This is a genomic window from Arthrobacter sp. YAF34 (genome assembly GCF_052113245.1).
Classification (GTDB): domain Bacteria; phylum Actinomycetota; class Actinomycetes; order Actinomycetales; family Micrococcaceae; genus Arthrobacter.
Genome location: NZ_JBFRCV010000013.1, coordinates 107,332 through 133,664, shown reverse-complemented (window position 1 = coordinate 133,664; position 26,333 = coordinate 107,332). Strand labels below are relative to the sequence as shown.

The following is a 26,333-nucleotide window of genomic DNA, read 5'->3' as shown; positions in this document are numbered from 1 at the left end:
CCAAATGGGCCGTGGCCAGTGCATTCGTTCCGTCCGGCCCGGCACAGCGCCTGTCCCCCGCCCGGCGTGGCCCTGCTGCCCGCCTAGCTTTCGACGCCGATCCGCTGGCTGATGACCGTGGAAACGCCGTCGCCGCGCATCGTGACGCCGTAGAGGGCGTCGGCGACTTCCATGGTGCGCTTCTGGTGCGTGATGACGATCAGCTGGCTGGATTCGCGCAGCTCTTCGAAGATGGTGATGAGCCGGCCCAGGTTGGTGTCATCGAGCGCCGCCTCGACCTCGTCCATGACGTAGAACGGGGAGGGCCTGGCCTTGAAGATGGCCACCAGCAGCGCCACCGCCGTCAGGGAACGCTCACCGCCGGAAAGCAGCGAGAGCCGCTTGATTTTCTTGCCGGCCGGCCGGGCTTCCACCTCGATGCCGGTGGTGAGCATGTCCGAGGGGTCGGTGAGGACCAGCCGGCCCTCGCCGCCCGGGAACAACCGGGCGAAGACGCGGACAAATTGCCGGGACGTGTCCTCGAACGCTTCGGCAAAGACCTTTTGGACGCGCTCGTCGACTTCCTTGATGATGTCCAGCAGGTCCTTGCGGCTGGACTTGAGGTCTTCGAGCTGGGTGCTGAGGAACTGGTGGCGCTCCTCGAGCGCGGCGAACTCCTCGAGCGCCAGCGGGTTGACCTTGCCCAGGGCCGAGAGGTCGCGTTCGGCGCGTTTGAGCCGCTTCTCCTGCTCCTCCCGGACGAAGGGCTTGCCGTCGGGGATCTCGCGCCCGTCCTCGTCCACCGGTGCGCGCAGGGCGGCCCACTTGTCCCCCGAGTCGCCGGCCGGTATCGGGACGGGCCGGTCCGGACCGTAGTCGGCCACGAGCTGATCTGCGGTCAGCCCGAGCTCTTCCACGCTCCTGAGTTCCAGTGCCTCGATCCGCAGCCGCTGCTGCGTGCGGGCGAGCTCATCGCGGTGCACGGAGTCGGTCAGCTCGGCCAGCTCGCGGGCCAGGGCGTCGTTGCCGCTCCGGACCGCGGCAAGGTCGCGCTCCATTTCCGCCCGGTGTTCCTCGGCGCCGTCCCGCTCGCGGCGGGCCAGCTCCACGGACACGTCGATGAACCCGATCACGTGCTGCACGGCGTCGGCGACGGCGGCCGCCCGCCCCGCCTGGAGCCGGCGCCGGCGGGCCCGTTCCGCGGCTTCCTCACGGGCGCGGCGTTCGGTGGCGGCGGCCCGTTCCAGCGACGCGGCCCGGTTGCGGGTGGCCGTGAGCTGTTCCTCGGCGCTGCGCAGCGCGAGCCGGGCCTCCATCTCGGCCGTGCGGGCCAGCGAGGCGGCCAGGGCAAGCGCGTCGCGGTGCTCCGGGGAGGGTTCCTGCTCCGCGGGCGCTTCCTGGGCCGCGGCGAGGCGCGCCGTCACCGCCTCGAGGGCCAGCTGTTCGCTGGCAATGTTGGCCTCGGCCCTGGCCAGGGACGCGGCCAGGCGTTCGCTTTCCCCGACGGCGCTGCGCAGTACGGAGTTGAGGTGCCCCAGGCGCTCGGCGACGGCCGCGAGTTTCGCGTCCGAGTCGTGGAGTTTCGCGAGGGCCGCGTCCGCACGGTCCTGGGCTTCGGCGCGCCGGGCCCGGGCGGCGGCGAGGGAGAAGCGGTGGCGTTCGAGCGCCGCGGTGACGGCGGCAAGCTTTGCGGCGGCGTCGTCGACGGCGGCCTGGACTTCCAGCAGCGAAGGGGCCGTCGCGGACCCCCCGGCGACGGTCAGTGCCGTGAAGACGTCCCCTGCCCGGGTCACCGCGGTGAGCCCGGGATGGGCTGTGACCAGCTCCGCCGCCGCGTCCAGGCCGTCGACGACGGCAATGCCCGCCAGCAGGGCGGCCAGCGGCAGGCCTGCCGCGTCCGGCCCGGCGGAAACCAAGCCCGCGGCCCAGCGCGCGCCCGCGGGGAGCGTGGTCCCGCCGGCCGAAGCGGCGCCCGGCGGCAGCGCGGACCCGTCCCGCGCGCTAGCGGGAGAATCGGCCAGCAGCAGCGCGGCGCGGCCGGCGTCGTCCTCGCGCAGCAGCCGCACGGCAGCGGCGGCGGTGTCCCGGTCCCGGACCACCACGGCGTCGGAGGCTGCGCCGAGTGCCGCGGCGACGGCGGGCTCGAATCCGGCCTCGACAGTGATCATGGACGCCAGGGACCCCAGAATGCCCGCTCCGAGATCCCCGCCGGCCAGGTCTGCGGAGGCCGCGCCGAGCAGGTGCTCGGAGCCGTCCTTGCGGTTCAGGCCGAGCTGCAGGGCATCGCGGCGGGCCTTGAGGGCACCGCGTTCCCGCTCGTCCTCGCGCTCTGCCGCTTCCAGCTCGTCGATCTCGGCCAGGACGGTGTCCAGGGCCGCGCTGGCGGCCTCGTACTCGGCGTCGAGCGATTCCTCGCCGTCCTCGGCGCCTGCCACCTGCGATTCGAGGGCCGTGAACTCGCTGTGTGCCTGCCGGCGGCGCTCCTCGCCGGCCTTGAGTGATTCGCGGAGCCGTCCGAGCTCGGCCTGGGCAGACTCGACGCGGGACCGTGCCGCGCCGACCTGCCCCGCGAGCTTTGCCAGGCCTTCGCGCCGGTCCGCGGCGGCCCGGAGCAGGGCCGCGAGCCGCTGGTCCTCGGCGGCGGCGGCGCGTTCGGCGTCCTGTTTGGCGGCCGTCGCGGTGTCAAGCCCCGCTGTCCGTTCCAGGATCTGGGTTTCCAGCCCCGACTGCTCGTCGCGGACGCGGGCGGCCTGCCGCTCCAGCTGGTCCGGGTCCCGGCCGGTGTCCGGAACGACGTCCGCCGCGCCCAGCAGGCGTCGGCGTTCTTCGGCAAGGGAGCCCAGGGAACGGAGCCGTTCGCGCCCCGTGGAGAGCGAATACCAGTTCTCCCGGGCGGCGTTCAGCGTGGGCGTGGCCTCGGCAGCGAGCTGCTCGAGTCTCGCCTGGCGCTGCCGTCCGGCGTCGAGGTCGCGTTCGACGACGGCGCGGCGGGCCTTGAGCGCCGATTCATCCGCGACGTCCTGGGCCAGGGCGGACTGCAGCTGGACGAGGTCGTCGGCCAGCAGGCGTGAGCGCGCGTCCCGGACCTCGAACTGGACGCTCTGCGCGCGCCGGGCCACTTCAGCCTGCTTGCCCAGCGGGGTCAGCTGCCGCCGGATCTCGCCGGTGAGGTCGCTGAGCCGGGACAGGTTGGCCTGCATGGCCTCGAGTTTGCGGACCGTCTTTTCCTTGCGGCGGCGGTGCTTGAGGATACCGGCGGCCTCTTCGATGAAGCCGCGCCGGTCCTCCGGGGTGGCGTGCAGGACCTTGTCCAGCTGGCCCTGGCCGACAATCACATGCATCTCGCGGCCCAGGCCGGAATCGGAGAGCAGTTCCTGGATATCCAGCAGCCGGCAGCCCGCTCCGTTGATGGCGTACTCCGAGCCGCCGGTCCTGAAGAGGGTTCGCGAGATCGTGACCTCGCTGTACTCGATCGGGAGGGCGCCGTCGCTGTTGTCGATGGTCAGCGAGACGTGCGCCCGGCCGAGCGGCGGCCGGCCCGAGGTGCCCGCGAAGATCACGTCCTCCATCTTGCCGCCGCGGAGCGTCTTGGCACCCTGTTCACCCATGACCCAGGCCAGCGCGTCCACCACGTTGGACTTGCCCGAGCCGTTGGGGCCCACCACGGCGGTGACGCCGGGTTCGAATTCGAACGTCGTCGCGGAGGCAAACGACTTGAATCCCCGGACGGTCAGGCTCTTGAGGTGCAAAGTATTTCGGATCTCCTGCTCGGCGGACTGGGCACGCTGTTGGACGAAAAAGCATGGTTTTGGACAGACGCGGATGTTCGGGGACGGCCCCGGATACATACAATCTAGTGCGGAGCCGCGGGAATTTTGCGCAGACCCCGTGCGAAGCCGCCGCAGATGCCATCGGCGGCATGTGCAGGAACTGACCCGCACCGGGCATAGTTAAGCCCTTGGGCTTGTGCTTGAAGGTGCTGTCAAAGGCCGGGGCGCAGGACGGACACGAACAGGGGCTTGAATTGGTAGGGAATGCAACATTCCGGCACGAGAACACCGCTTTGCTTTCGGTGAGCAGCGTCGAGGCTCCGACGATCGTGAGTTCCACGGATTTCGACCGCAAGCTGGCTTCGACCCTGCGGCGGCTGAAGTTCCCGCCGAGGCTGCTCGAACGGGTCGCCGGCATCACGCACCGGCGCTGGTGGGCCCCGGGGACATCATTCGACGACGCAGCGATCGAGGCGGGTGCGAAGGCCCTCGCCGAGGCCGGCATCGAAGCGGCCGACGTCGGGTTGCTGATCAACACCTCGGTCACGCGGCGCAACCTCGAACCCTCTGTCGCGGTGAAGATCCACCACGCACTCAGCCTGCCGTCGTCTGCCATAAACTTCGACCTCGCCAACGCCTGCCTCGGATTCGTCAACGGCATGACCCTCGCGGCCAGCATGATCGACTCCGGCCAGATCAAGTACGCGATGATCGTCAACGGTGAGGATGCCCAGGCCACGCAGGAGGCCACCCTGGCGCGGCTGCAGCGGCCCGAGACGACCCGCGAGGACTTCAACCGCGAATTCGCCACGCTCACCCTGGGCTCCGGAGCCGCTGCGGCCGTCCTGGGCCCCGCGGCCCAGCATCCCGGGGCGCACCGGATCGTCGGCGGTGTGATGCGCGCCGGCACCGAGCACCATGAACTGTGCGTTGGGGGCATCGACGGCATGGCCACCGACACCAAGGGCCTGCTCGATGGCGGCCTGCAACTCGTGGTCGACGCCTGGCAGGAGGCCCAGCCGGAGTGGGACTGGGCCTCCATGGACCGCTACGTGACGCACCAGGTCAGCAATGCCTACACGCAGGCCATCATCGACGCCATCGACCTGGACCCGGCCAAGGTGCCGATCACGTTCCCGCGCTGGGGCAATGTGGGCCCGGCCTCCCTGCCCATGACCCTCGCAGCCGAGGCGCAGACCCTCGGGACCGGGGACCGCGTGCTGTGCATGGGCGTCGGTTCCGGCCTGAACACCGCCATGCTGGAAATCGTTTGGTAACCGCCGACTGGACCGGCGTCGACCCTGATTGGTCGCGCGACATCGATGTGGCGTCCACTTCCGCCGCGGATGAGTCCGGGACCGTGCGCCGCTGGCACCTGCTCGACAACGGGGCGCAGCTCGCCCGCCGCGGCCTGACTCCCGCCGGCACGCTGCTATGCGTGCATGGCAACCCGACGTGGTCGTACCTGTGGCGGACCCTGCTGGCCGCCGGTTCGGACCCCGCGCATCCGTGGCGTGTGGTGGCGGTGGACCAGCTGGATATGGGCTTCTCCGAGCGCACCGGCACGTTCCGGCGCCTGGCGGACCGGATCAACGACCTGGGCGACCTCACCGCCGCACTCGGCCTGGACGGGCCGGTGGTAACCGTCGGCCACGACTGGGGTGGCGTGATCAGCCTCGGCTGGGCCTTGGCACATCCTCAGCAGCTCGCCGGGGTGGTGCTGACCAACACCGCTGTCCACCAGCCCGCCGGCTCACCCGTTCCTCCTGCCCTGCGGCTGGCGCTGCACCCTGCCGTGCACCGCTGGGGAACCACGACGTCGGACACCTTCCTGCGTGTGACGCATTCCCTGGCGCGCCCGCCGCTGGCCGCGGATGTCCGCAGCGCCTTCGTGGCCCCCTACCGGAGTGCCGACCGCCGCGCCGGCGTGGGGAACTTTGTCGCCGACATTCCTGCCGACCCGTCCCATCCCAGCTTCCCGGCGCTCAGCCGCGTCGCCGAAGGGCTGCGCGGGCTGAAAGTTCCGGCCCTGATGCTCTGGGGGCCGCGGGACCCGATCTTCTCCGACCGGTACCTCAAGGACCTCATCAGCCGGCTGCCGCACGCGAAAGTCCACCGCTTCGAGGGCGCCGGCCACCTGGTCGCGGAAGACCGGGACATTGCCACCCCGGTCTTCGAGTGGCTTGCCGGGCGCGGCCGGGACAGCGCGCCCGTGGACGACCCGGTACCGGAACCCCCGACGCCGGAACCCGGCACAGGGCTGCCACCCTTGTGGGCTCCGCTCACCGAGCTGGCGGCAGGACCTGCCGGCGGGGACACCGCCGTCGCGGAGATGGCCGACGACGGCGGCGTCGCCCGATCGCTCAGCTGGCAGGAGCTGGAACGGAATATCACCGCTCTCGCAGTCGGTCTGAGGGAAGCCGGTGTCCGGGAGGGCAGCCGGGTGAGCCTGATGGTCCCGCCGGGCGTCGATCTGACAGTGGTCCTTTACGCCTGCCTGCGGCTCGGCGCCGTGGTGGTGGTGGCCGACGCCGGCCTCGGCACCCGCGGCCTCAGCCGCGCGGTGAAGGGCGCGACCCCGGATTACCTCATCGGGATCGACAAGGCCCTGGCCGCCGCGTCGGTGCTTCGCTGGCCCGGCCGGCGCATCAGTGTGCGGGACCTGCCGGCTGCCCGCCGCCGCGTCCTCGCCGTCGAGGCGTCCCTCGCCGCCCTCGCCCGCCGCGGAGCCACGCTCGGCCCGGAACCGGGTGAAGCTCCGGGCCCGGACGCCCCCGCCGCGGTACTCTTCACCTCCGGCTCCACCGGTCCGGCCAAGGGCGTGGTCTATACGCACCGGCAGCTGGCCGCGATGCGGGACACCGTGGCCGCGACGCTGTCGATCCGCCCCGGCGCACGCCTGGTGGCGGGATTCGCCCCGTTCGCCCTGCTGGGACCTGCGCTGGGAGCAGTGTCGGTGACGCCCGCCATGGACGTGACCGCGCCACGCACGCTCACAGCGCGAGCGCTGGCGGACGCCGCCGCGGCGATCGACGCCACGGTGGCCTTCGCGTCGCCCGCGGCGCTGCGCAACGTCGTCGCGACCCAGGGCAGTCTGGACGGTGCCGGGCACACGGCGCTGGGGCGCGTGGAGCTGCTGCTCTCCGCTGGCGCGCCTGTCCCCGCCGCCCTCCTCGCAGAGGTGCAGCTGTTGCTGCCCCGGGCCTCGCTGCACACCCCGTACGGAATGACCGAGGCGCTGCCCGTCACGGACATCAGCCTCGAACAGATCCGCGCCGCCGAGGCCGACGCCGCGGCAGGAACCGTGGCGGGGGCCGGCAACGGCGTGTGCGTGGGCCTGCCGGTGCACGGCGCCCGTGTGGCAGTCATCCCGCTCGCCGCGGACGGCTCAGCACCCGGGAACAGCCCCGTCACGGAGGCGGGACTGACCGGCGAGATCCTGGTCAGCGCCCCGCACGTGAAGGAAAGCTACGACAGGCTCTGGCTGACGCAGCGCGAGAGCGTCCGCACGGCCGGCTGGCACCGCACCGGCGACGTCGGGCACTTCGACGCCGCCGGGCGGCTCTGGGTGGAAGGCCGCCTCGCGCACGTCGTGACCGCGCCGGGTGCTGTGGTGACGCCCGTCGGGGCCGAGTGGGCCATCGAGCGCCTGGATGACGTCGGGCTGGCCGCCGTCGTCGGAGTCGGCCCGCCCGGGACGCAGGCCGTCGTCGCCGTCGTCGAAACCGTTCCGCCCGTGCGCCGGGCCGGGCCGGCCGCACTGCAGCTCGCCGGACGGGTGCGCGCTGCTGCCGGCCAGGCGGGCGTCAGCGTGTCCGCCGTGCTCGTCGTCCCCTCCCAGCCGACCGACATCCGCCACAACGCCAAGATCGACAGGACCCGCCTGGCCCGCTGGGCTTCCGCGGTGCTGGCCGGCGGCCGTCCGGGCACGCCATGAAGGTCCTGGTCACCGGCGCGAGCGGCCTGCTCGGCCGCGAAGTGGCGGGGCTGCTGGTGCGTCAAGGCCATGCCGTCTCCACCTTCCAGCGCCGTCCTTCGGGCGTCGACGGCACGGCGGACCTCGGCGGGTCCGTCACGGACGACGCCGCTGTCCGCCGCGCGGTTGCCGGGGCCGAGGGCGTCATCCACTTGGCGGCAAAGGTCTCCTTCACCGGGCATGCCGCCGAGTTCGACGAGGTGAATGTCGAAGGCACGCGCCGTCTGCTCCGTGCGGCCCGCGACGCCGGCGTGCGGGACCTGGTGTTCGTCTCTTCCCCGTCGGTGGCCAATTCCGGGGCTGCCATCGCCGGACTGGGCGCCGAGCCGGCGGACCCGGCCCGCGCGCACGGCGATTACTCCCGCACCAAGGCCGAGGCCGAGCTGCTGGCGCTGGCTGCGGATTCGACGGACTTCCGGGTCGCGGCGGTGCGCCCGCACATCGTCTGGGGCCCGGGCGACACGCAACTGGTGGAACGGGTGCTGGAACGTGCCGGCCGCGGCCGTCTGCCGCTGCTCGACGCTGGGGCGGCTCTGATCGACACCACATACGTGGACAATGCAGCCGCGGCCATCGTCGCCGCCCTGCACCGCGTGGAGCACATTCACGGCCGGGCGCTGGTCATCAGCAACGGCGAGCCCCGCCCGGTCGGCGAACTGCTGGCGGGCATTTGTGCCGCGGGCGGCGTTCCCGCACCGTCGTGGCGGGTGCCGGGCAGGCTCGCGCGGGCGGCAGGATCGGTCGTTGAGAAGCTCTGGGCCCGTTCCGGAAGGGCCGACGAGCCGCCGATGACCAGGTTCCTCGCCGAACAGCTTTCGACGGCCCACTGGTTCGATCAGCGCGAGACCCGCGAGCTCCTGAACTGGACGCCCGCCGTATCCCTGGACGACGGGCTGGCGAGGCTGGCGGAGCACTACGGCACGCCGGGGAAAGAATCCAGGCCCTAGGGGTCCGGCGGGCCCGCGCGTCCTACCTACCAGCGGCCGTTACGCGGTCTCGGCTGGCAGACGGGGCAGGTATAGGACGAGCGGTTCATGAACTGCTCCCGCCGCATGAGGCTCACGAGGCCGGCGGCGGCGCAGCGCCTGCACTCCAGGCCCTCCCGGCCGTAGGCGTTCAGGGAGCGGTCGAAGTACCCGGAAGCTCCGTTGACGTTGACGTAGAGCGAATCGAAGCTCGTGCCGCCGGCGGCCAGGGCGTCCAGCATGACCTCACGGGCGGCGTCGAGCACCCGGAGGGCGTCAGCGCGGCGCAAGGTCTCGGTGGGCCGGGCGTAGTGCAGCCGGGCTTTCCAGAGGGCCTCATCCGCATAGATGTTTCCGATCCCGGAGACCAGGCCCTGGTCCAGCAGCGCCCGTTTGAGCCCGGTTTTGCGCGACCGCAGGCGCCGGTAGAAGGTATCGAAGGAAAAACAGGGGTCGAGCGGGTCCCGGGCAATGTGGGCGGCTTCCTCGGCGATGAGCGGCAGCGGCGTTTCGGCGAGGCCGCCCGGGCCGCCGTCGTCAGTGGGGATCAGCGAAGTGAGGAACAACCCGCCGAAGATGCGCTGGTCCACGAACCGGAGCTGTTCGGGCATGCCCGCGGCCGGGCTGAGCCGCAGCCGGACCTTCAGGTGCTTTTCGTCCGGGACGCCGGGGTCCTGCATGAGCAGCTGCCCCGACATGCCAAGGTGGGCCATGAGCGCGACGCCGGATCCCGCGTCGCCGGACAGTGCAGCGTCGCCGGAGGGGGCACCGTCGTCGGCGGGGGCGGGCGTGTCCGCCAGCGGCATCCACAGGAACTTGCCGCGGCGGACCACGTCCAGCACCCGCGCGCCGACGAGATTGCCGGCGAAGTCCTCCGGGCCCAGCGCGTGCCGTCGGAGGGATCGCGGATCAAGCACGTCGACTGACGTGATGGTCCGGCCGCGCACCCAGCTCACCAGGCCGCGGCGGACCACCTCGACTTCGGGCAGTTCAGGCACCGCCGGCGCCTAGCTGCCGGTCTGGGGGTGCAGCTGCTGCGGCTCGGGTACCGACGGTGTGGTCAGCCGGCGCCAGGCGTCGGCGGCGGCTTCCTGTTCGGCTTCCTTCTTGGAATTGCCGCTGCCGGTGCCGTAGTCCGTGCCGCCGATCCGCAGCACGGCCTCGAACGTGCGGGCGTGGTCCGGCCCCGAGCCTTCAACCGCATAGTTGATGGTTCCGAGCTGCCGGCTGGCGGCCAGTTCCTGGATGGAAGTCTTCCAGTCAGTTCCGGCGCCCAGGGCCGCGGCATCCTTCAACAGCGGCCCGACCAGGCGCATGACCAATTGCCGGGCCGTCTCGATGTCGTTGGAGAGGTAGGTGGCGCCGATGAGCGCCTCCATGGTGTCCGCGAGGATCGAAGCCTTGTTCTTGCCCTCGGTGAGCTTTTCGCCCTGTCCGAGGTAGATGTACTCGCCCAGCCCGATGCTGCGCCCGATGCCGGCGAGGGCCCGGGTGCTCACGACGGCGGAACGGCGCTTGGCCAGGTCCCCTTCCGGAAGGGTGGGGTTGTCGCGGTACAGAGCATCAGTAACGGAGAAGCCCAGGATGGAGTCACCCAGGAACTCGAGCCGTTCGTTGGTGGGAATGCCGCCGTTTTCGTAGGCGTAGGAACGGTGTGTGAGCGCAAGACGAAGCGTCCCGGCGTCAATAGTGACACCGAGACGCTTCAGAAGCTCTTCAGTTGAAGACATCTTTTTCAGCCTGTTGGCGGATTAGACGTCTGCGACCTTGCGGCCCTTGTATTCAAGGAACAGCGCGGTGCCAGCCGAGTCGGTAACGACCTTTGCCTGGTGCGGCAGGCTGTACGTGACCTGGCCGTTCTCGACAGTCTTCACCAGGTGGGGGGCAGTTGCCTTCCACTGGGAGCGGCGGGCGCGGGTATTCGAGCGAGACATTTTCCGCTTCGGGACAGCCACGGCTAACTCATTTCTCTCTAGAAAAACACTTACAAATCAGTTTTGCCGGTCAGGCTTAGCCAAGTCAGCCAGGGCGGCCCAACGAGGATCTACGACCTCGTGGTGATGCCCCGGCTCGTCTTCCAGGCGTGCTCCACATTCGGAGCAAAGGCCCTGGCAGTCTTCCCGGCACACCGGCTGGAACGGCAGTATGGTGACAACTGCGTCCCGCAACACCGGCTCAAGATCGATTAGATCGTGCTCGACTCGACGTTGCTCTTCTTCGTCTTCTTCGTCGGAGAACACAGCGTCCTCGTAGAAGAAAAGTTCTTGCACATCGACCTCTTGGTCATACGCAAGGGGATCCAGGCATCGGCCGCATTCGCCAGTTACTTCAACGAGCGCGGTTCCTGATACCAGAATTCCTTCGTGTACGGCCTCAAGCCGCAGATCCAGCTCAACATCCGAGCCTTCCTGCACGCCAATGAGCGCCACGCCAAGGTCACTTGGCGCGGGTACATGTTCCTTCAGCGTCCGCATGCTTCCCGGACTGCGTCCGAGGTCCTTGACGTCGAACGCCAGGGGCGAACTAGCATCTCGTTTAATGAGAACTCCTGTTGAACATATGACCGACGTACCATCTTAGCCTGAACTTCCGGACGGACTCAAACCGGGCGGTAGTCGGCAGCAGGACGCCGCCGAACCGGCCCCGGAACGGGCCGCGCAACCGGCAGCAGGCCGCCGAGTACCGGTCAAGCTTACACTTTGCGCGCGTGGTCCCGAACCGGCTCGCCCGGCGCCAGCCGTTTCAGCACGGAGCGGGGAACAAAGTCCGAGACGTCCCCGCCTAGGGAGAAGACCTCTTTGATGAGGGTGGAGGACAGGTGCAGGTAATGGCTTTCCGCCGGGAGGAAGACGGTTTCGACGCCGGTCAGCTGCCGGTTCATGGTGGCCATGGGCAGTTCGTAGTCGAAGTCAGAGGAGGATCGCAGGCCCTTGACGATCGCGGACACGCCCCTCTGCCGGCAGTACTCGGCCAGCAGCCCCTCCCCCACGGGTTCGACCACAATGCCCCGCAAAGACGCGAAGGTTTCTTTGGCCATGTCGATCCGCTCCTCCGGGCTGAAGCGGTACTTCTTGGCGTAATTGGTGGACACCGCCACGATCACCTCGTCGAAGAGGCCCGCGGCACGCGCAATGACTTCCAGGTGGCCATTGTGGATGGGGTCAAAGGAGCCAGGGCATACGGCACGTCTCATGGTCCGAACCTACCGTATTCGCGCCACGGGCCGGGATAGCATGACTGCATGTCAGCCTCGAACAAGCGCCGCGTCCTGCCGTTCACAGCCCTTCCTTTCACAGCGCGCCCTGTCGCAGCCCGGCCTGCCACCACGCAGCCCTTTACCGTGGACGGAGGCGTGGTCCTGGTGACGGGTGCGGGTATGGGCATGGGACGGCTCTACGCCCTCCGCGCCGCCAGGGAAGGCGCCGCGGTGGTGATTCTTTGGGACGTCGACGCCGAGGCCCTGGCCCGCACCGCCGCTGAAGTTGCCGCCCTCGGCGCCCGCGCTGTCACCCGGACGGTGGACTTGGCAGACCGTGCCGCCATCAGCGAGGCCGCGCTCGAAGCCCAGGCCGAGGGACCGCTGGCGCTGCTGGTAAACAACGCCGGAATCGTCCGCGGCGCGTACTTCTGGGACCACATCCCGGAGCGGGACATCGCCTTGACCATGGAGATCAACGCGCTGGCCCCGATGTATGTCTCGCTCGCGTTCCTGCCGGCCATGATGGCCGACGCCGGCCGGCCCCGCCGGATCCTCAACGTCGCCTCCGCCGCCGGCACTGTCTCGAATCCGCGGATGAGTGTGTACGCGGCCTCCAAGTGGGCGGTCATCGGCTGGAGCGATTCCCTCCGGCTCGAACTGGAGCAACAGGGTTACCGCCACCTGGCCGTCACCACCTTCTGCCCCAGCTACATCTCCACGGGCATGTTCGAGGGAGCCCGCGGCCCGCTGCTGACCCCGCTGATGACCCCGGAGGACGCCGTCGACCGGGCCTGGCGGGCGACCGCCGCCGGGCAGCCGCAACTGATCGCCCCTGCGATGGCCAAGCTGGGCAAGGTGCTCAAGGGCATCCTGCCTGTGCGGGCCTGGGACTTCGTGGGCGGGAAGGTCTTTGGGATCTACTCCACCATGGACAAGTTCACCGGCCGGGACGAGAAGGCGGGCGCCCGATGAATTCCTCCCTGCAGTACCCGTGGCAGCGCGCCGCCACCGGCGCCAACCTGCTCTCCCCCGACGGTTCCCTCGGCGTCACGATCTTCGAGGAGATGACCACCCTGGCCCTCAGCACGGGCGCCATCAACCTCGGTCAGGGCTTCCCGGACGAGGACGGCCCCGTGGAGATCAAGGAGGCCGCCCAGGCCGCCATCGCCGCCGGAGCCAACCAGTACGCGCCCGGCAAGGGCATCCTGCCGCTGCGGGAAGCGATCTCGGTCCACCAGCAGCGCTTCTACGGGCTGGCTCCCGACCCCCAGACCGAGATCATCGTCACCACCGGCGCCACCGAGGCCATCGCCGCCTCGTTGCTCGCGCTGGTGGGCCCGGGCGATGAAGTGCTCACGTTCGAGCCGTTCTACGACTCGTACGGCGCCATCATCGGTCTCTCCGGTGCCACGCACGTCACCGCCCCGCTGCTGGCCCCGGATTTCATGCCGGACCTCGCCGCGCTTGAAGCCGCGTTCAGCAGCCGCACCAAGGTGGTGCTGGTCAACAATCCGCACAACCCGACCGGTGCGGTGTTCCCCCGCGAGGTGCTTCAGCGCGTCGTCGAACTGGCCGAAAAATACGACGCCGTCATCATCACCGACGAAGTCTACGAGCACCTGACCTTCGGGGTGCAGCACATTCCGGTGGCCACCCTGCCCGGCGCGGCAGGGCGCACCCTGACCATTTCCTCCGCGGGCAAGACCTTTTCCTTTACCGGCTGGAAGATCGGCTGGCTTTCGGGACCGGAGCATCTGGTGGCCGCCGCCCGGACCGTCAAGCAGTTCCTGAGCTACAGCTCCGGCACGCCGTTCCAGGCGGCAATCGCGGTGGGGTTGGGCCTCCCGGACGAGTTCTACACCGGCATCGCCGACACCCTCCGGTACAAGCGGGACATCCTCAGCGAGGGGCTCCGCGCGGCCGGCCTCGACGTCCTGACTCCGCAGGGGACCTACTTCGTGAACGTGGACACCTCCCCGCTCGGCATCACCGATTCCGTGGAACTGGCCCGCAGGCTGCCCGCCCTCGTGGGCGTCGCCGCGATCCCGGTGCCGGTCTTCTGCCACGCCGACGGCGCCGAACGCACCCGCAGCCTGCTGCGCTTCGCCTTCTGCAAGCAGCTGCACGTTCTTGAGGAGGCCGCCGAGCGGCTGGCGACCCTGCGCGACAGGCTGTGAAGATGGCCGAGCAGGGGCCCGGCGGCTCGCGTTTCCTGCGCACCACGGGACAGCACGCCGAGATCCAACCGGATCCTTTTACCGAGGGCGGCTTCGTGCTGAGCATCGGCGGGGCCGAGCAGTCCCATGTGAACCTGGCCGATCCCGCGGACATCTTCTACGAATACCTGCGCAGGATCGGGCATGTGGTGGACCTGGCCGCCCCCTGGGGCGAGCCAATCACCGCGCTGCATCTGGGCGCGGGCGCCCTGACCCTGGCCCGCTACATCCAGGCCACCCGTCCCGGGTCGGTCCAGTACGCCGTGGAACTGGAGCGCGAACTGCTGGACTTCGTGCTGGCGCAGCTGCCCCTGCCGGAGGGGACGCGGCTGCACACGGTGATCGGCGATGCCCGCGACGCCCTCGCCGGGCTGCCGGCGGACCTGCGCTTCGACGTCGTGATCCTGGACATCTTCTCCGGGCCCGAGGCCCCGGAACACATCGCGTGCACGGAGTTCTACCAGGAGGCCGCGGCGCGGCTGACGCCGCGCGGGGTGTTGATTGTCAACGTGGGCGACGAGCCCGGGCTGACCCTGGTCCGCAGCCAGGTCGCGGCCCTGCGCCGGGCCATGACGGGCGTGTCGGCGTTCGCGGAGGCCGGCATGTTCACCGGCCGGTACCCCGGGAACATCATCCTGACCGGCACGCAGGGCCCGTGGCCGGAGGTCTGGACGGCGGCGCTCACCGCGCGCGGGCCGCATCCGGCCAAGGTGCTCGCCGGCGTCGAACTGGACGTGCTGGCGGGCTAATCCGCAGGCGCGACGCCGGGCTCGGCGAACCACAGCCGGGTTTCGCCGTACTTCTTCTCGGCAAACCGTTCCAGGCCCTCGGGCCAGGCCGGCTCGGGGGTCCGGGATGAGCGCTCCACCACCACAACGGCGCCCTCGCCCAGGTGCGGCACCAGCTTGGCCAGCACGGCCGCAAGAGCCGGTTCGTCCAGCGGGTAGGGCGGGTCCAGGAACACCAGGTCCCAGCGCACGGCCTCGGCGGTCCGGTCCAGGAACGATTCAACCTTGGAGCGGTGCACGGACACCACCTTGCGGGCCGCCACGGTGTTGACCAGGTCCGCGTTCTTCTGACAGACGGCGCTGGCCTTGGCATCGAATTCGACCAGGTCCACGGAGTGGGCGCCGCGGCTGCCGCTCTCCACCCCCAGCGAGCCGGAGCCCGCGTAGAGGTCCAGCACCCGGGCGCCGGCAATGACATTGAACGCGTCCAGCCGGGAAAACAGCGCCTCCTTGACGCGGTCCGTCGTGGGCCGGGTCAGGTTGCCGGGGACGGACGTCAGCGGGGTGCCGCCGGCCGCGCCGGCAATGATCCGGCTCATGTACGGTCCCCCGCGGACGTGTTGGCCTGTCTCGTGGTCCTAGCCGCGTTCAAGGAACGCCTCCTTCTCGGGGTTCAGGTATTCGTCGATCGCGGCGGCGAGGCCGGGCTGGCCCGCCAGGGAGGGATCCGCCGCCACGATCCGCTGGGCGTCCTGCCGGGCGCGGGCAATGATGTCCTCGTGCTCCAGCACCCGGAGGAGCTTCAGCGTGGACCGGCCGCCGGACTGCGATGCGCCCAGGATGTCGCCCTCCCGGCGGAGCTTGAGGTCCTCCTGGGAGAGCTCGAAGCCGTCGGAGGTGGCTGCCACGGCGTCGAGCCGGCGGCGGCTCGGATGGCCCGGCTCCAGGGTGGTGACCAGCAGGCAGGTCCCCGGGAGGCCGCCGCGGCCCACCCGGCCGCGCAGCTGGTGGAGCTGGGAGATGCCGAAGCGGTCGGCGTCCAGGATCACCATGAGGGTGGCGTTGTGCACGTCCACGCCGACCTCAATCACGGTGGTGGACACCAACAGCTTGGTCTCGTTGGCCGTGAAGGCGGCCATGGTTCCGGACTTGAGGGCGGGGTCCTGCCGGCCGTGCAATGGCGCCACGGCCACCCCGGCGAGGGCCGGCTCGTCCCGGAGGTGTTCCACGACTCCGGTGACGGACGCGAGCTCGCGCGAGCCGTTGTCGCCTTCCAGGTCCGCGGCGGACGGTTCCGCCTCGCCCGGCGTGAAGTCGCCGTCGTCGTCCTCGCCGATCTTCGGGCACACGACGTAGACCTGGTGGCCGGCGTCGATCTCCTCCCGCGAGCGGGACCAGATGCGGCTGGCCCACGCCGGGTGCTCCGCGAGGCCCACCACGTGCGTGGAGATCGGGGCGCGGCCCGCGGGGAGCTCGTCCAGCACGGAGGTTTCCAGGTCCCCGAACACGGTCATGGCCACGGTCCGGGGAATCGGGGTGGCGGTCATGACCAGCAGGTGCGGCGGCTTGCTGGCCTTGGCCCGGAGGGCGTCGCGCTGTTCCACGCCGAAGCGGTGCTGTTCGTCCACCACAATCAGCCCGAGGTCGTAGAAGGAGACGTTCTCGCTGAGCAGGGCGTGGGTGCCGATCACGATTCCCGCCGTCCCTGAGGCGGCGTCGAGCATGGCCTGCTTCCGCGCGGCGGTGGGCATGGAGCCGGTGAGCAGAGTGACCTGGACGGCGTCCGCGCCGAAGCCGCCGAGCATCCCGTCCCGGGAGAGCGGCCCGAGCGTGCGCCGGATGGATTCATAGTGCTGGGCGGCGAGGACTTCGGTGGGGGCCAGCAGGGCGGCCTGTCCCCCGGCATCCACCACCTGCAGCATGGCGCGCAAGGCCACGATGGTCTTGCCGGAGCCCACCTCGCCCTGCAGCAGCCGGTTCATCGGGGAGTCCTGCGCGAGCTCCGCGGCGAGGGTCTTGCCGACGGCGGCCTGCCCGGCGGTCAGCGTGAACGGCAGCTGGCGGTCGAAGGCGGGCAGCAGCCCGTCCGGCGCCGGGCGCCGGGCTGTCGCCTCTTCGGCGGCCAGCTGGGCGCGGCGGCGGGCCAGGGCCGACTGGAGCACCAGGGCTTCCTGGTAGCGGAAGCGGTCCCGGGCGCGCTGCCAGTCCGCCGGGGACTGTGGGGCGTGGATCAGCCGGTAGGCGTCGGCGACCGGCAGGAATTTCTCCCGCGCCGCGATCTCCGCGGGCAGCGGATCGCCGAGCGAGTCCAGCTCGGCGGTGTCCAGCAGGGTCGAGATGACCTTCTGGATGGACCAGCTGGTGAGCTTCGCCGTGGCCGGGTACACCGGGATGGGCATGGCCGCGAGCTTCTCCGGATCGAGGCCCGGGGTATCGGGGTCCTCGTCGAGCAGCAGGAAGTCGGGGTTGGTCAGGCCCAGCGAGCCGCCGTAGCGGGTGACCTTGCCGGAGAACATGGCGCGCCGGCCCGGCTGGAGTTCGGCTTTGGCCCGGAACCCGTTGAAGAAGCTGACCTTGAGCGTGCCCGGGAGGGCGCCGCCGGTCCGTGCGGACCCGGCACCGGCGTCGTCGGAAATTACGACGTCGGTGATGGACCCCCGCCGGGCGCGCATGGACCGGGTGCTGTTGGAGACCACCCGGGCGATCAGGGTCACTTCCTCGTCCAGCGGGACCTCGCTGATGGGCGTGAGTTCGCCCCGGCTGAGGTAGCGGCGGGGAAAGTAGTTCAGCAGCCCGCCAACTGTGGTGATGCCGAGGTGTTTTTCGATGACGGCAGCGGACCGCTTGCCGATGCGGCGGTCCAGGTCCAGTTCAAGTTCAGCGTGCATGTCCGTCGGGGGTTCGGGTTTCGGTGGCCAGTACGGGCGCGACGGCGGCTTCCGCGTCCGGATCGCGCGGCACTGCGAGTTCGCTCACGGATATGTCCGTGGGTTCGCCCAGGGAACGGATCAGCTCGACGGCGGGTGTGGCGTCCGGGACATGGACGTGGACGCGCCAGCGGTAGTTTCCGGCGGCGTCGGCGGCGCCGCCCACCTGGCTCATGATCACCGAGTCGCCCATTTCGTCGAGCCGCTGCCGCAGCATGGCGGCGTCCAGCGGAGACAGGGAGATGGTGCACATGAGTTCGACGCCGTCATCGCGCGGCATGTCGGCGTGGATGTGCGGATCCTGGACGTCGTAGCCGTGCAGTCCGTCCAGGAGTTCGCTCTGGAGTTCCTCGCCCAGCACGGCGGAACGCAGGCAGTCCAGGATCAGGAGCATGCCCACGCCGCCGGCGTCCACCACGTGGGCGGCATGCAGGGCGTCGAGCTGGTCCTCGGTGCGCACCACGGCGGCCAGGGCGGCCTCGACGGCGGCATCCAGGGCCAGGCCCAGGGTGTGGTTGCTGTCGTCGCCGTCGTGCGCGGAGTCCACGGCGGCCGCGGCGCGGGCGGCTGCCTCCATCACGGAGAGCATGGTGCCGGGCACGGGGTCGCTCAGCGCGGACCAGGCCCGGATCTGGGCCCGGTTCAGGGCCGCTGCCAGCAGCGGCGAACTGATCCGGGTGTGCCCGGCCAGGGGTTCGGCGGCGGCGCAAAGGAAGACGGCAAACAGGGTTCCCGAGTTGCCGCGTGCTTGTTCCATGGCCGCCTGGCCGGCCTGCGCCAGGACGGCGCCGACGTCGTGCAGGGCCGGATCGGGCGCGGCGACGGTGTGCAGTAAATGGTGCTGCGACGGATCGGCGACGGCGTCCGCGACGGCATCCGTGCCGTGAGCGGCGTGGGCGGCGGCGCGGACCGTCAGGTACAGGTTGGTGCCCGTGTCGCCGTCGGCCACGGGAAAGATGTTGATGGCGTTGAGGCGGTCGCTGTGGTTTCCGATCGTGGTTTCCGCCTTGACCAACCACCGCTTCATCGCTTGCGCGTTGGCGGCAATTTTAGTCTGCAAAGTGATCCCATCCCACAGCGTCAGCGGGCCTGCCCGCGATTTTCACTCCCGTGCTTTCCGTTGGTGCAGGGGCCTCTACCGAGCCTATCGCAGTGAAACCGGGAGGGAGCTGAAGCTCCGAAGGGAATGTGGCCAGCAGTCCGTGGTCTTCGCCGCCGCCGAGGACCCAGGACATCGGATCCGCTTCCAACAGCTCCGACGCCGGCAGCAGCGGCACCGCCAGTTCCTTCAGGGCCGCGGCGTCCAGGTTCAGTACCGCGTGGCTGGCCGCCGCCATGCGGTTGCCGTCCCGGACCAGGCCGTCCGAGATGTCCATCAGGGCCGATGCGCCCGCTTCACGGGCCAGGGGTCCTGCGGCGAGCGGCGGATGGGGCCGGCACTGGGTGTCCATCAGCGAGCGCTGCTCGGCGCTGAGGGCCGCCACAGGGATGTCCGATTCCAGCAGCGCGAGCCCGGCGGCGGCCCGGCCCACCGTTCCGCCCAGGGCCACCGTGTCCCCGGGCCGTGCGCCGGAACGCAGCACGGGCTTGCCGCCCTCGAGCGTGCCGAGGATCGCCACGCTGACGGCCAGTTCGCGGCCTCGGCCGAGGTCCCCGCCGGCCACGGCGCAGTTAGCTGCGCCCAGTTCGCGGATTCCGGAGCTCAGCCCGTCCGCGAAGTCCTCCACCCAGGACACGAGGGTTTCCGGCGGCATGGTCAGGCTGACGACCATCGAGGTGGCCCGGGCGCCCATGGCGTTGATGTCGCTGAGGTTCTGGGCGGCGGCTTTCCAGCCGACGTCGTACCCGGAGGTGCGGTAGCCGTTGTTCCACTCCAGCCGGAAGTCCTGGTCCGCCACCAGGGTGTCGATGCTGACCACGGCGCGGCCGTCCGGCGCCGCCACGATCGCGGCGTCGTCGCCCGGGCCCAGCAGCAGGGTCCGGTCGTCTCCGCCGTGGAGCCGCGGAAAGATCCGAGCGAGCAATTCCGACTCGGAGAGTCCGGACACTGTCAGGGGCGTGGGGGTCAGCGGTTCAGGCACAGCCCTACGCTACCGCGCAGGGCTGACGGCAGGGGTGACGACGGCGGCTGGGCAGCGGGGCGGCGCGTATAACAGCAGGTCGGCAGCGTATTTCATGGGTTGGCAGGGCACGTGCCAAACTCTTAGGCATGCCCCGACTCATTCCCGCGCTGCCACCCGTGGTGGTGCGGGGTTTGGCGTTCGCCGTCGGGGGCTTCCTGGTCTGGCTGATCATCACCGTGCAGCTGTTCGTCAATGTCGACCCCTTGAGCGTGCACCGGACCGACGCCGTCATCATGCTCGGCGGCGCGGCCTCCGAACGCCTGCCGGTGGCCCGCCAAATCCAGTCCGAGTTCGGCATCCCGGTGCTGGTGATTTCCCACACGGACACGCTCGGCAACCGCGAGGCGGATGACGCCTGCAACTCAACCGTCTTTCCGAACCCAAGCGTTATCTGCTTCCGGCCCCCGGACCTGGACACCCGGGGGGAAGCGCTGGCCATCTCCCGCTTGATCGAGGCCAACGGCTGGAAGTCCGTCACGGTGGTGACCTCCAGCTACCACGTCACCCGTGCGGGACGCCTGATCGGGCAGTGCACGACGGCGGACGTACAGATGGTCGCGTCGCGTCCGGATCTCTCGCCGTTGCAGTGGCTGCGGCGCTTCGTCATCGAAACGGGCGGCCTGATCGATGTGTCGCTGCGGCCGGAGTGCTCCGGCGGCGCGCGGTGATGTAAGAATGAGGGCTAACCCGGTTGACGCCGTCAGCCACCCAGCAGGTTCACGAGGCGAGGAGGACAGACGTTGGAGCATTATCCCGACGCCGCTCCCCCACTGGTTGCCGCGCCCCGGCACCTTCGCCGGAAGCGCTTCCGAGCAGACATCCCCGACTCGCTGCTAGTGCCGAACGCCGTGCCTTATGCTCCGCCCACTTCCTCAGCTGGACGCGTGCCAGCGGCCACGCGTGCAGCCGCTGCAGTGACCCTGGAGGCCACCTACCGGCGCAAACGCTTCGTGGCTCTCCTGGTGGTCGCAACCATCCTGGTGAGCGTTCCCGCGCTGGTAGTCGCGCTGGTTCTCGCAGGCTGAATTCGGTGGGCGTTTGGCAGTGCTCGGTCTCAGAATCCGGCTTTCGCATAAAACGGGTTGATGGCACCCCAAGTGTTGGTCACTTTCACCATGTAGTACTTTCCCAAGCCAAGACTCGTTGCCCCCACGTTGGCGTCGATACGTTGCAGGGACGGGTTAAGACCCCGCTGTTGGCCGAACAACGGGTTGTAGCCGGAAGCGGCCACGGTCCTGGACCGCGCCAGCCCTGACGCCGTCGTCCACCGCAGTTCTATAGTTGCCCCGCTCAGGTTGAAGCCGGTCACCTGTAATGAACCGGAGCCGGCGTCAAAAACGCTGTCCGTGATAATGGGAGTGGCTTTCCCGTCCTGCAGCTTGCGCGCCAGGGGTACCCCCGTCCCGGTGCAGGTGTAGTACGTGTCCCACATGAAGGAAACAATCTTGCTTGGGGCATTCGCCATCTGCTGGAGCTGCCTGTCGACGCGTGCCTTCGTGGTCTGTCCGCGAGGGTTGGAGTTACATGGGTTTGTTCCGTTGGCCGGAGCCATCCCTTCCATGTTGGCCCAGAGCGTTGCCCCGGTTCCGGCGACGCCGGCTGCGGCTGCCTGAAAGTAGTCTCGATTCGGGGCCACATATTTGCTCCCCCAACTGCCGGAGCCCACTATGGCAGCCGCGTACTGGTCCACGGGTGAGTTGGCTTCATCACCGAAGTAGGCACCGCCCTTCCCCGTGCCCATGCCATCCTGGACTGCGATGTTCAAGGGAACACCGCCGGCTGTGAGCGCGATTTTCCGTGCCGCGGCCTTCGCTTGTGCCGGCGTTACGCGGCCAAAGGCGGCGGCGCGGGCGTCGATGTACGGGCTGATAACGGCGGACCTCGTTGGCATAATGCGTCGTATCGCATGGTTTTGGATCTTGTACACGGCCAGGACAGGATCGAATGTTGCCCCGTCATTAAGAGGCATCTCCGTTGAAAGGTAAAACCCAGCCAAGCCGGGGACATTGTTCACTGCGGCTTGATACTGCAGGTACCGGTCCGAGAAGTTACTGAAAGTGTTCTGGTAGGAAAGGTCCGGCAAGAATGTGAGATCGGTCCTGGAGGCCGGAATAGGCATCCCAGAGAAGTACTTCATCGCCAAGCTCGTCGCCATTCGCGCCATCGATCCGGCCGCACTCGCGCCAGCCACACTCCCGCCGCCGACCACCACGACGTCATAGCGATTGTCCGCCGCATCACACCCGGAACTCGCAGCTGGGAGCACCAGCACGGTAAAGAGCTTGTTGCCGTTGGTGATGCTCCGGTCCCGTGGACATTTGAGGGCGGCAACGCCCCACGGGCTGGAATCGGCGTAGTAGAACACCCTATTTAGGAGCACGCCGGCCGCCGCCGCCGACGCGCAGTTCACGGCGCCAATCCGACAGTCGGCCGGAACGCTCGCAAGGCGAACGGGCAACAATCGAGACCCGAAGGTAATGACTGTGTCACCCCCCAGCGCCTTGATGGCAGTCAGCTTGCTGGTGTTGATGGCGTCGTCCGCACTGGCACTGACGAAGTACCCGCTCACCGGGAATGACGGGCTGGTCGCGACGGCCGGCGGCAAGGACGCGGTCATAAGATTAGCGACCAGAGCCACGATCGCCAAAGTCACGGGGTACGCGCGAACGACCAAGCCTCGAAGGAAGTCCCACCGTTTCGTCTCTGCCTTGTGTTCCATGACCGATCCCTAGCTCGTTAGGCTGAGCCCTTGGCCTATCAATAGAATGTCGCGGGGCTCTTGGGAGCGCAATGTGGCGAGCCTGGATTCGTCTCGACTCTATCCCGAATCCTGCCAATGGCCGCCGCGGAAGCAGATTTCACGCCACGGCGCATGCGTCACGTAGGATTCAAAGGTCTGCGGCCTAAATCTTTCTCGGGGGAATCGCCATGCCAAGCATCATGCCAATTTTCGGAACTCGACCGGAAGCCATCAAGATGGCACCCATCATTGCCGCCCTTCAAGAGTCTGAACATTTCGACTGCGTCGTCACAGTCACCGGCCAGCACCGCGAGATGCTGGACCAGGTCAACGAGCTGTTCGGAATCGTCCCGGATCATGATCTCGATATTCTGCAGCACGGCCAGTCCCTGTCCGCCATTATGGCCCGGACCATTGACGGACTCGATAAGCTCTTCATCGATCACAAACCTGACGCCGTTATCGTTCAAGGCGACACCACGACCTCAACCGCCGGCGCCATCGCCGCGTTCTACCGCGGCATCCCAGTTGTTCACGTTGAAGCTGGTCTTCGCAGCGGGGATTTGTTTTCTCCCTTCCCGGAAGAGGCAAACCGCAAAATGACCAGCCAGATCGCTAACCTACATTTGGCTCCGACGACTATCAGTAAAGCGAACCTTGTGGCCGAGGGCGTAAACCCGAACGTCATCGTCATCACCGGCAACACCGTCATTGATGCGCTGCTTGCGACTGCGGGCAAACACGTGCCATTCTCCGACCGCGCACTCGAGACCCTCGAAACGAGCGCGCGGCGAATTCTTCTGGTGACGACACATAGGCGTGAGAACCAGGGCGAAGCCATGCGGGGAGTCGGACGCGCCCTGGCGCGGTTGGCTGACGCGCACCCTGACCTAGATATTGTCCTGCCGGTTCACAAGAATCCTGCTGTACGCGAGGCTGTTCTTCCAGCCCTGGATGGGCGGGCCAATATCATCGTCACGGAACCGTTGGCCTACGGCGAATTTACCCGGATGCTGGCAATGGCTCACATCGTCCTTACAGATTCGGGCGGAGTGCAGGAAGAGGCACCGAGCTTGGGTAAGCCTGTGCTCGTCATGAGGGATAACACTGAACGTCCCGAAGCCGTAACCGCCGGGACTGTTCTCCTCATTGGCACTGATGAGGACCGTATAGTCCACGAGGTCACACGGCTGCTTGATGACCGGACCCACTTTGATTCCATGGCGAATGCCGTCAATCCATACGGTGACGGGCAGGCGGCGGCCCGGACTGTGGCCGCGATTGCCGAGCTGTTGAACCTTGGGAACAGGCTGGAGGACTTCAGACAGGCGCCGACAACGGCCTTGCACGGGAGCCAGCATGAGGCGGACCGGAGACGCAGTGAATTGCAGACATGAAAACGGATCTGTTCCAGGAGGAAATCTGTGCAGCTAAAGCTCAAAGGCTACTTTAACGAGGAAGACTCACCCCTCGCCGAAGCCAAGGCGGCGATCGAAATGTTGGCCGCTACTTCCACCGCTGTCCCCCATGTGCTCGGCTATACGCCTGTGGGGAGAGTTAACCCTTATCAATCGTTGCTTTACAAGGCTGCCGCTGACTACGACGTAGCGACCGTTCCCATCATCGACAGCTGGTCCTTTGATAGTTTGGCCGCAATGCGCCCGGATGCGTCCCATGTCATACTCCACATCCACTGGACCTCTTTTGTCCTAAACGGAATTAAAAGTTACACAACAGCCAAGAATAGACTTAATGATTTTCAGAACTCGATCGACTCTTTCAAGGGTCGCGGCGGCCGTATCGTCTGGACGCTGCACAACATCATTCCGCACGATTCTCGATATCCTGACCTTGAAATGAAAGCCCAGCAGATCTTGGCCGACGAAGCCGATGTCCTGCATGTGCTTTCCGACGCGTCGGCCGACATGATGTCCTCGGCCCTGATGATCGATAGGCAGAAGCTGCTGACGGTGCCGCACCCGAACTACCGGACGACCTACGAAGACTACGTCACACGAAATAATGCACGACTTGAGTTCGGCATCGGCCCCAAGGACCGCGTCTACGTCCTTCTGGGTGCCTTGAAAGCATACAAAGGGCTGAATCGGCTTCTGGATGCCTTTGACGCGTTCTGTGCTACTGACCCTTCGATCCCCCGCACGCTGCTGGTCGGCGGTAATCCGGACGGCACTCCGGAGGTCGCTGAATTCGTCGCACGCTGCCGGGCGCATCCCAACATCCTGATCGAAGACAAGAAGATCGCAAATCATTTCGTGCAGAACTACATGCGGGCGGCCGACGTTGGTCTGGCGCCATACACCCGCATGCTGAATAGCGGCGCAGTGCTGCTATACCAATCCTTCGACCTTCCCGTCATCGCCTCTGACGTCCCCGCTCTTTGGGAAGACATGCCGGAAGAAATCGGTGAACGGGTGCATGACAACTCGACGGAGAGCCTTGTAGCGGCGTTCCAGCGCGCCGAGCGGTTCTTCCAGTACTCGACCCAAGACGCAGTGCGGCGCTACGCCGACCAGTTCGATGCCGTCCAGCTTTCGCGCGAGTTTTCGCGCGGGGTCCTGGAGAAGCTCGACCATCAACCGTCTCGTCGGAACCAGCGAAATAGCCTGGAGGAATAGAGCATGTCGCCAATTAAGACCTCGACTCAAAATCAGAGAGCACAATCCCCGTATCGAGGCAGGCCTGCCAAGGCGTTCTGGAAAGCTGCAGTGTCCAATGATCAGGGCGAGGCCCTTGAGGAACTGCACGAGAAGAAATTCGCCATCGGCGAGTCTGATGCCATAGCTACCGCCGGCAGCTGCTTTGCTCAGCACATCGCTAGGAATTTAAGGCTCAACGGTTTCAATGTCGTCGACGCCGAGCCCGCGCCCGGCTTCGCCACCGCCTCCACGGCTGAGAAGTTCGGTTTCGGTGTCTACTCGGCTCGGTTTGGAAATATCTACTACGTGCGCCAGTTGTTACAGCTGGCCCAGGAGGCTTTCGGCGAGCGAGAGCCGAGCAATTGGATCTGGACGAAGAACGGTCGCTATTATGACGCGCTCCGTCCCTCTGTCGAGCCGGAAGGACTTGAAAGTCCTGAGGCTGTCAGGGAACACCGGGAACAGCATCTGGCCGCTGTACGGAGGATGGTGTATTCCGCCACGGTTCTGGTTTACACCTTCGGACTGACTGAGGGGTGGGTTGACATCGCCTCGGGGACGGTTTTCCCCACAGCGCCAGGAACGATTTGTGGTGATTTTGACCCTGCGGTTTTCGAATTCAAGAACTTCGACTACGCGGAGATCCTCTCGGACTTCGAAGAGCTACGACTTCTTTTGCACAAGTACAATCCTCAGCTGAAGTTCATCGTCACCGTCTCTCCGGTGGCACTTGCCGCAACCGCCAGTGATGATCATGTTCTGGTGGCTACGAGTTACTCAAAGGCCGTCCTCCGCGCGGCGACGGGCGAACTCGTCCGTCGCTACTCCGATGTCGACTATTTCCCCTCATTCGAAATCATCACTGGGAGCCAGTCCAAGGGTCGCTTCTGGGACGACACGCTTCGCGGTGTTTCCCCCGAAGGCGTCAGCACGGTTATGCGGCACTTTTTTCGTTCGTACCCTCCGGTCGCAGAGACGCCGCCGCCCGAAGCCCCAATAACGGCAGAGGAAGTTCTCTGCGAAGAAGCCATGCTGGAGGTGTTCGGAGAATGA

22 protein-coding genes are annotated in these 26,333 nt (G+C 67.8%); 11 read left to right on the top strand and 11 right to left on the bottom strand.

Features of this window, described 5'->3' with window-relative positions:
- Positions 1-83: 83 nt before the first annotated feature.
- Positions 84-3,728 carry a chromosome segregation protein SMC gene (gene smc, locus AB4Y72_RS16230; protein WP_441427171.1) on the bottom strand — a complete coding sequence of 1,215 codons (3,645 nt, stop codon included), beginning with the start codon at positions 3,726-3,728 and terminating at the stop codon, positions 84-86.
- A 275-nt stretch (positions 3,729-4,003) separates the two neighbouring features.
- On the opposite strand from smc, the gene AB4Y72_RS16225 reads away from it, so the two are divergent.
- The 3 genes from AB4Y72_RS16225 to AB4Y72_RS16215 are packed head-to-tail and all read left to right on the top strand — an operon-like array spanning position 4,004 to position 8,672.
- On the top strand, positions 4,004-5,026 hold the full coding sequence (locus tag AB4Y72_RS16225; protein ID WP_441427170.1) for a 3-oxoacyl-ACP synthase III: 1,023 nt from the start codon (positions 4,004-4,006) through the stop codon (positions 5,024-5,026).
- Entirely contained in the window at positions 5,020-7,686 is a 2,667-nt protein-coding gene (locus AB4Y72_RS16220; RefSeq protein WP_441427169.1) for an alpha/beta fold hydrolase, read from the top strand. Before AB4Y72_RS16225 ends, AB4Y72_RS16220 begins: the two co-directional genes overlap by 7 nt.
- Positions 7,683-8,672, top strand: coding sequence for an NAD-dependent epimerase/dehydratase family protein (locus tag AB4Y72_RS16215; protein ID WP_441427168.1), 990 nt, complete (start codon positions 7,683-7,685; stop codon positions 8,670-8,672). The genes AB4Y72_RS16220 and AB4Y72_RS16215 overlap by 4 nt, the downstream gene beginning before the upstream one ends.
- 26 nt (positions 8,673-8,698) lie before the next feature.
- Here the strand turns inward: AB4Y72_RS16215 and mutM are convergent, their stop codons facing one another.
- From mutM to coaD, 5 genes are all read right to left on the bottom strand, one after another.
- A complete protein-coding gene (gene mutM, locus AB4Y72_RS16210; protein WP_441427167.1) occupies positions 8,699-9,688 on the bottom strand; it encodes a bifunctional DNA-formamidopyrimidine glycosylase/DNA-(apurinic or apyrimidinic site) lyase in 990 nt (329 codons plus the stop codon).
- A 9-nt stretch (positions 9,689-9,697) separates the two neighbouring features.
- Positions 9,698-10,420, bottom strand: a complete 723-nt coding sequence (rnc, locus tag AB4Y72_RS16205; protein WP_441427166.1) for a ribonuclease III — start codon at positions 10,418-10,420, stop codon at positions 9,698-9,700.
- A 21-nt stretch (positions 10,421-10,441) separates the two neighbouring features.
- Positions 10,442-10,645 carry a 50S ribosomal protein L32 gene (gene rpmF, locus AB4Y72_RS16200; protein ID WP_009356569.1) on the bottom strand — a complete coding sequence of 68 codons (204 nt, stop codon included), beginning with the start codon at positions 10,643-10,645 and terminating at the stop codon, positions 10,442-10,444.
- Between the two features lie 36 nt (positions 10,646-10,681).
- Positions 10,682-11,206 carry a YceD family protein gene (locus AB4Y72_RS16195; protein WP_377985057.1) on the bottom strand — a complete coding sequence of 175 codons (525 nt, stop codon included), beginning with the start codon at positions 11,204-11,206 and terminating at the stop codon, positions 10,682-10,684.
- Positions 11,207-11,382: 176 nt separating this feature from the next.
- Complete coding sequence (gene coaD, locus AB4Y72_RS16190) at positions 11,383-11,883, bottom strand: pantetheine-phosphate adenylyltransferase (RefSeq protein ID WP_441427165.1); 501 nt, start codon at positions 11,881-11,883, stop codon at positions 11,383-11,385.
- A gap of 159 nt (positions 11,884-12,042) precedes the next feature.
- Here coaD and AB4Y72_RS16185 point away from each other — a divergent pair, with 159 nt between their 5' ends.
- The 3 genes from AB4Y72_RS16185 to AB4Y72_RS16175 are packed head-to-tail and all read left to right on the top strand — an operon-like array spanning position 12,043 to position 14,854.
- Positions 12,043-12,861, top strand: a complete 819-nt coding sequence (locus AB4Y72_RS16185; RefSeq protein ID WP_441427216.1) for an SDR family NAD(P)-dependent oxidoreductase — start codon at positions 12,043-12,045, stop codon at positions 12,859-12,861.
- Positions 12,858-14,066, top strand: a complete 1,209-nt coding sequence (locus AB4Y72_RS16180; RefSeq protein ID WP_441427164.1) for an aminotransferase class I/II-fold pyridoxal phosphate-dependent enzyme — start codon at positions 12,858-12,860, stop codon at positions 14,064-14,066. Before AB4Y72_RS16185 ends, AB4Y72_RS16180 begins: the two co-directional genes overlap by 4 nt.
- Before the next feature lie 2 nt (positions 14,067-14,068).
- Positions 14,069-14,854, top strand: a complete 786-nt coding sequence (locus AB4Y72_RS16175; RefSeq protein WP_441427163.1) for a spermidine synthase — start codon at positions 14,069-14,071, stop codon at positions 14,852-14,854.
- Here the strand turns inward: AB4Y72_RS16175 and rsmD are convergent.
- Genes rsmD through AB4Y72_RS16155 form a run of 4 tightly spaced genes read right to left on the bottom strand, consistent with a single transcriptional unit; the run spans position 14,851 to position 19,841 of the window.
- Positions 14,851-15,432: a 16S rRNA (guanine(966)-N(2))-methyltransferase RsmD gene (gene rsmD / locus AB4Y72_RS16170; protein ID WP_441427162.1), complete on the bottom strand. Its 582-nt coding sequence runs from the start codon at positions 15,430-15,432 to the stop codon at positions 14,851-14,853. The genes AB4Y72_RS16175 and rsmD overlap by 4 nt on opposite strands.
- A gap of 39 nt (positions 15,433-15,471) precedes the next feature.
- Positions 15,472-17,721 carry an ATP-dependent DNA helicase RecG gene (locus AB4Y72_RS16165; protein WP_441427161.1) on the bottom strand — a complete coding sequence of 750 codons (2,250 nt, stop codon included), beginning with the start codon at positions 17,719-17,721 and terminating at the stop codon, positions 15,472-15,474.
- Positions 17,711-18,787 (bottom strand): DAK2 domain-containing protein, encoded by a 1,077-nt coding sequence (locus AB4Y72_RS16160; RefSeq protein ID WP_441427215.1) that lies wholly within the window; start codon positions 18,785-18,787, stop codon positions 17,711-17,713. The genes AB4Y72_RS16165 and AB4Y72_RS16160 overlap by 11 nt, the downstream gene beginning before the upstream one ends.
- A 22-nt stretch (positions 18,788-18,809) precedes the next feature.
- Entirely contained in the window at positions 18,810-19,841 is a 1,032-nt protein-coding gene (locus tag AB4Y72_RS16155) for a thiamine-phosphate kinase (RefSeq protein ID WP_441427160.1), read from the bottom strand.
- 128 nt (positions 19,842-19,969) lie between these two features.
- Here AB4Y72_RS16155 and AB4Y72_RS16150 point away from each other — a divergent pair, with 128 nt between their 5' ends.
- Entirely contained in the window at positions 19,970-20,551 is a 582-nt protein-coding gene (locus AB4Y72_RS16150; RefSeq protein ID WP_441427159.1) for a YdcF family protein, read from the top strand.
- Positions 20,552-20,767: 216 nt separating this feature from the next.
- Positions 20,768-20,908 carry a hypothetical protein gene (locus AB4Y72_RS16145; protein ID WP_441427158.1) on the top strand — a complete coding sequence of 47 codons (141 nt, stop codon included), beginning with the start codon at positions 20,768-20,770 and terminating at the stop codon, positions 20,906-20,908.
- Positions 20,909-20,937: 29 nt separating this feature from the next.
- Here AB4Y72_RS16145 and AB4Y72_RS16140 read toward each other — a convergent pair whose 3' ends face one another.
- Positions 20,938-22,602 carry a hypothetical protein gene (locus tag AB4Y72_RS16140; protein ID WP_441427157.1) on the bottom strand — a complete coding sequence of 555 codons (1,665 nt, stop codon included), beginning with the start codon at positions 22,600-22,602 and terminating at the stop codon, positions 20,938-20,940.
- Between the two features lie 209 nt (positions 22,603-22,811).
- On the opposite strand from AB4Y72_RS16140, the gene wecB reads away from it, so the two are divergent.
- From wecB to AB4Y72_RS16125, 3 genes are read left to right on the top strand one after another with little or no spacing between them, the layout of a single operon-like run.
- A complete protein-coding gene (wecB, locus tag AB4Y72_RS16135) occupies positions 22,812-24,020 on the top strand; it encodes a non-hydrolyzing UDP-N-acetylglucosamine 2-epimerase (RefSeq protein ID WP_441427156.1) in 1,209 nt (402 codons plus the stop codon).
- A 27-nt stretch (positions 24,021-24,047) separates the two neighbouring features.
- Positions 24,048-25,259 (top strand): glycosyltransferase, encoded by a 1,212-nt coding sequence (locus AB4Y72_RS16130; RefSeq protein ID WP_441427155.1) that lies wholly within the window; start codon positions 24,048-24,050, stop codon positions 25,257-25,259.
- A gap of 3 nt (positions 25,260-25,262) precedes the next feature.
- A complete protein-coding gene (locus tag AB4Y72_RS16125) occupies positions 25,263-26,333 on the top strand; it encodes a GSCFA domain-containing protein (protein ID WP_441427154.1) in 1,071 nt (356 codons plus the stop codon).

Bases quoted from the DNA above. Each gene is read 5' to 3' on its own strand.
- AB4Y72_RS16215 (WP_441427168.1), top strand. From the start codon at position 7,683: ATGAAGGTCCTGGTCACCGGCGCGAGCGGCCTGCTCGGCCGCGAAGTG.
- rnc (WP_441427166.1), bottom strand. From the start codon at position 10,420: ATGTCTTCAACTGAAGAGCTTCTGAAGCGTCTCGGTGTCACTATTGAC.
- coaD (WP_441427165.1), bottom strand. From the start codon at position 11,883: ATGAGACGTGCCGTATGCCCTGGCTCCTTTGACCCCATCCACAATGGC.
- AB4Y72_RS16180 (WP_441427164.1), top strand. From the start codon at position 12,858: ATGAATTCCTCCCTGCAGTACCCGTGGCAGCGCGCCGCCACCGGCGCC.
- AB4Y72_RS16175 (WP_441427163.1), top strand. From the start codon at position 14,069: ATGGCCGAGCAGGGGCCCGGCGGCTCGCGTTTCCTGCGCACCACGGGA.
- rsmD (WP_441427162.1), bottom strand. From the start codon at position 15,432: ATGAGCCGGATCATTGCCGGCGCGGCCGGCGGCACCCCGCTGACGTCC.
- AB4Y72_RS16165 (WP_441427161.1), bottom strand. From the start codon at position 17,721: ATGCACGCTGAACTTGAACTGGACCTGGACCGCCGCATCGGCAAGCGG.
- AB4Y72_RS16160 (WP_441427215.1), bottom strand. From the start codon at position 18,787: ATGAAGCGGTGGTTGGTCAAGGCGGAAACCACGATCGGAAACCACAGC.
- AB4Y72_RS16150 (WP_441427159.1), top strand. From the start codon at position 19,970: ATGCCCCGACTCATTCCCGCGCTGCCACCCGTGGTGGTGCGGGGTTTG.
- AB4Y72_RS16140 (WP_441427157.1), bottom strand. From the start codon at position 22,602: ATGGAACACAAGGCAGAGACGAAACGGTGGGACTTCCTTCGAGGCTTG.
- wecB (WP_441427156.1), top strand. From the start codon at position 22,812: ATGCCAAGCATCATGCCAATTTTCGGAACTCGACCGGAAGCCATCAAG.
- AB4Y72_RS16125 (WP_441427154.1), top strand. From the start codon at position 25,263: ATGTCGCCAATTAAGACCTCGACTCAAAATCAGAGAGCACAATCCCCG.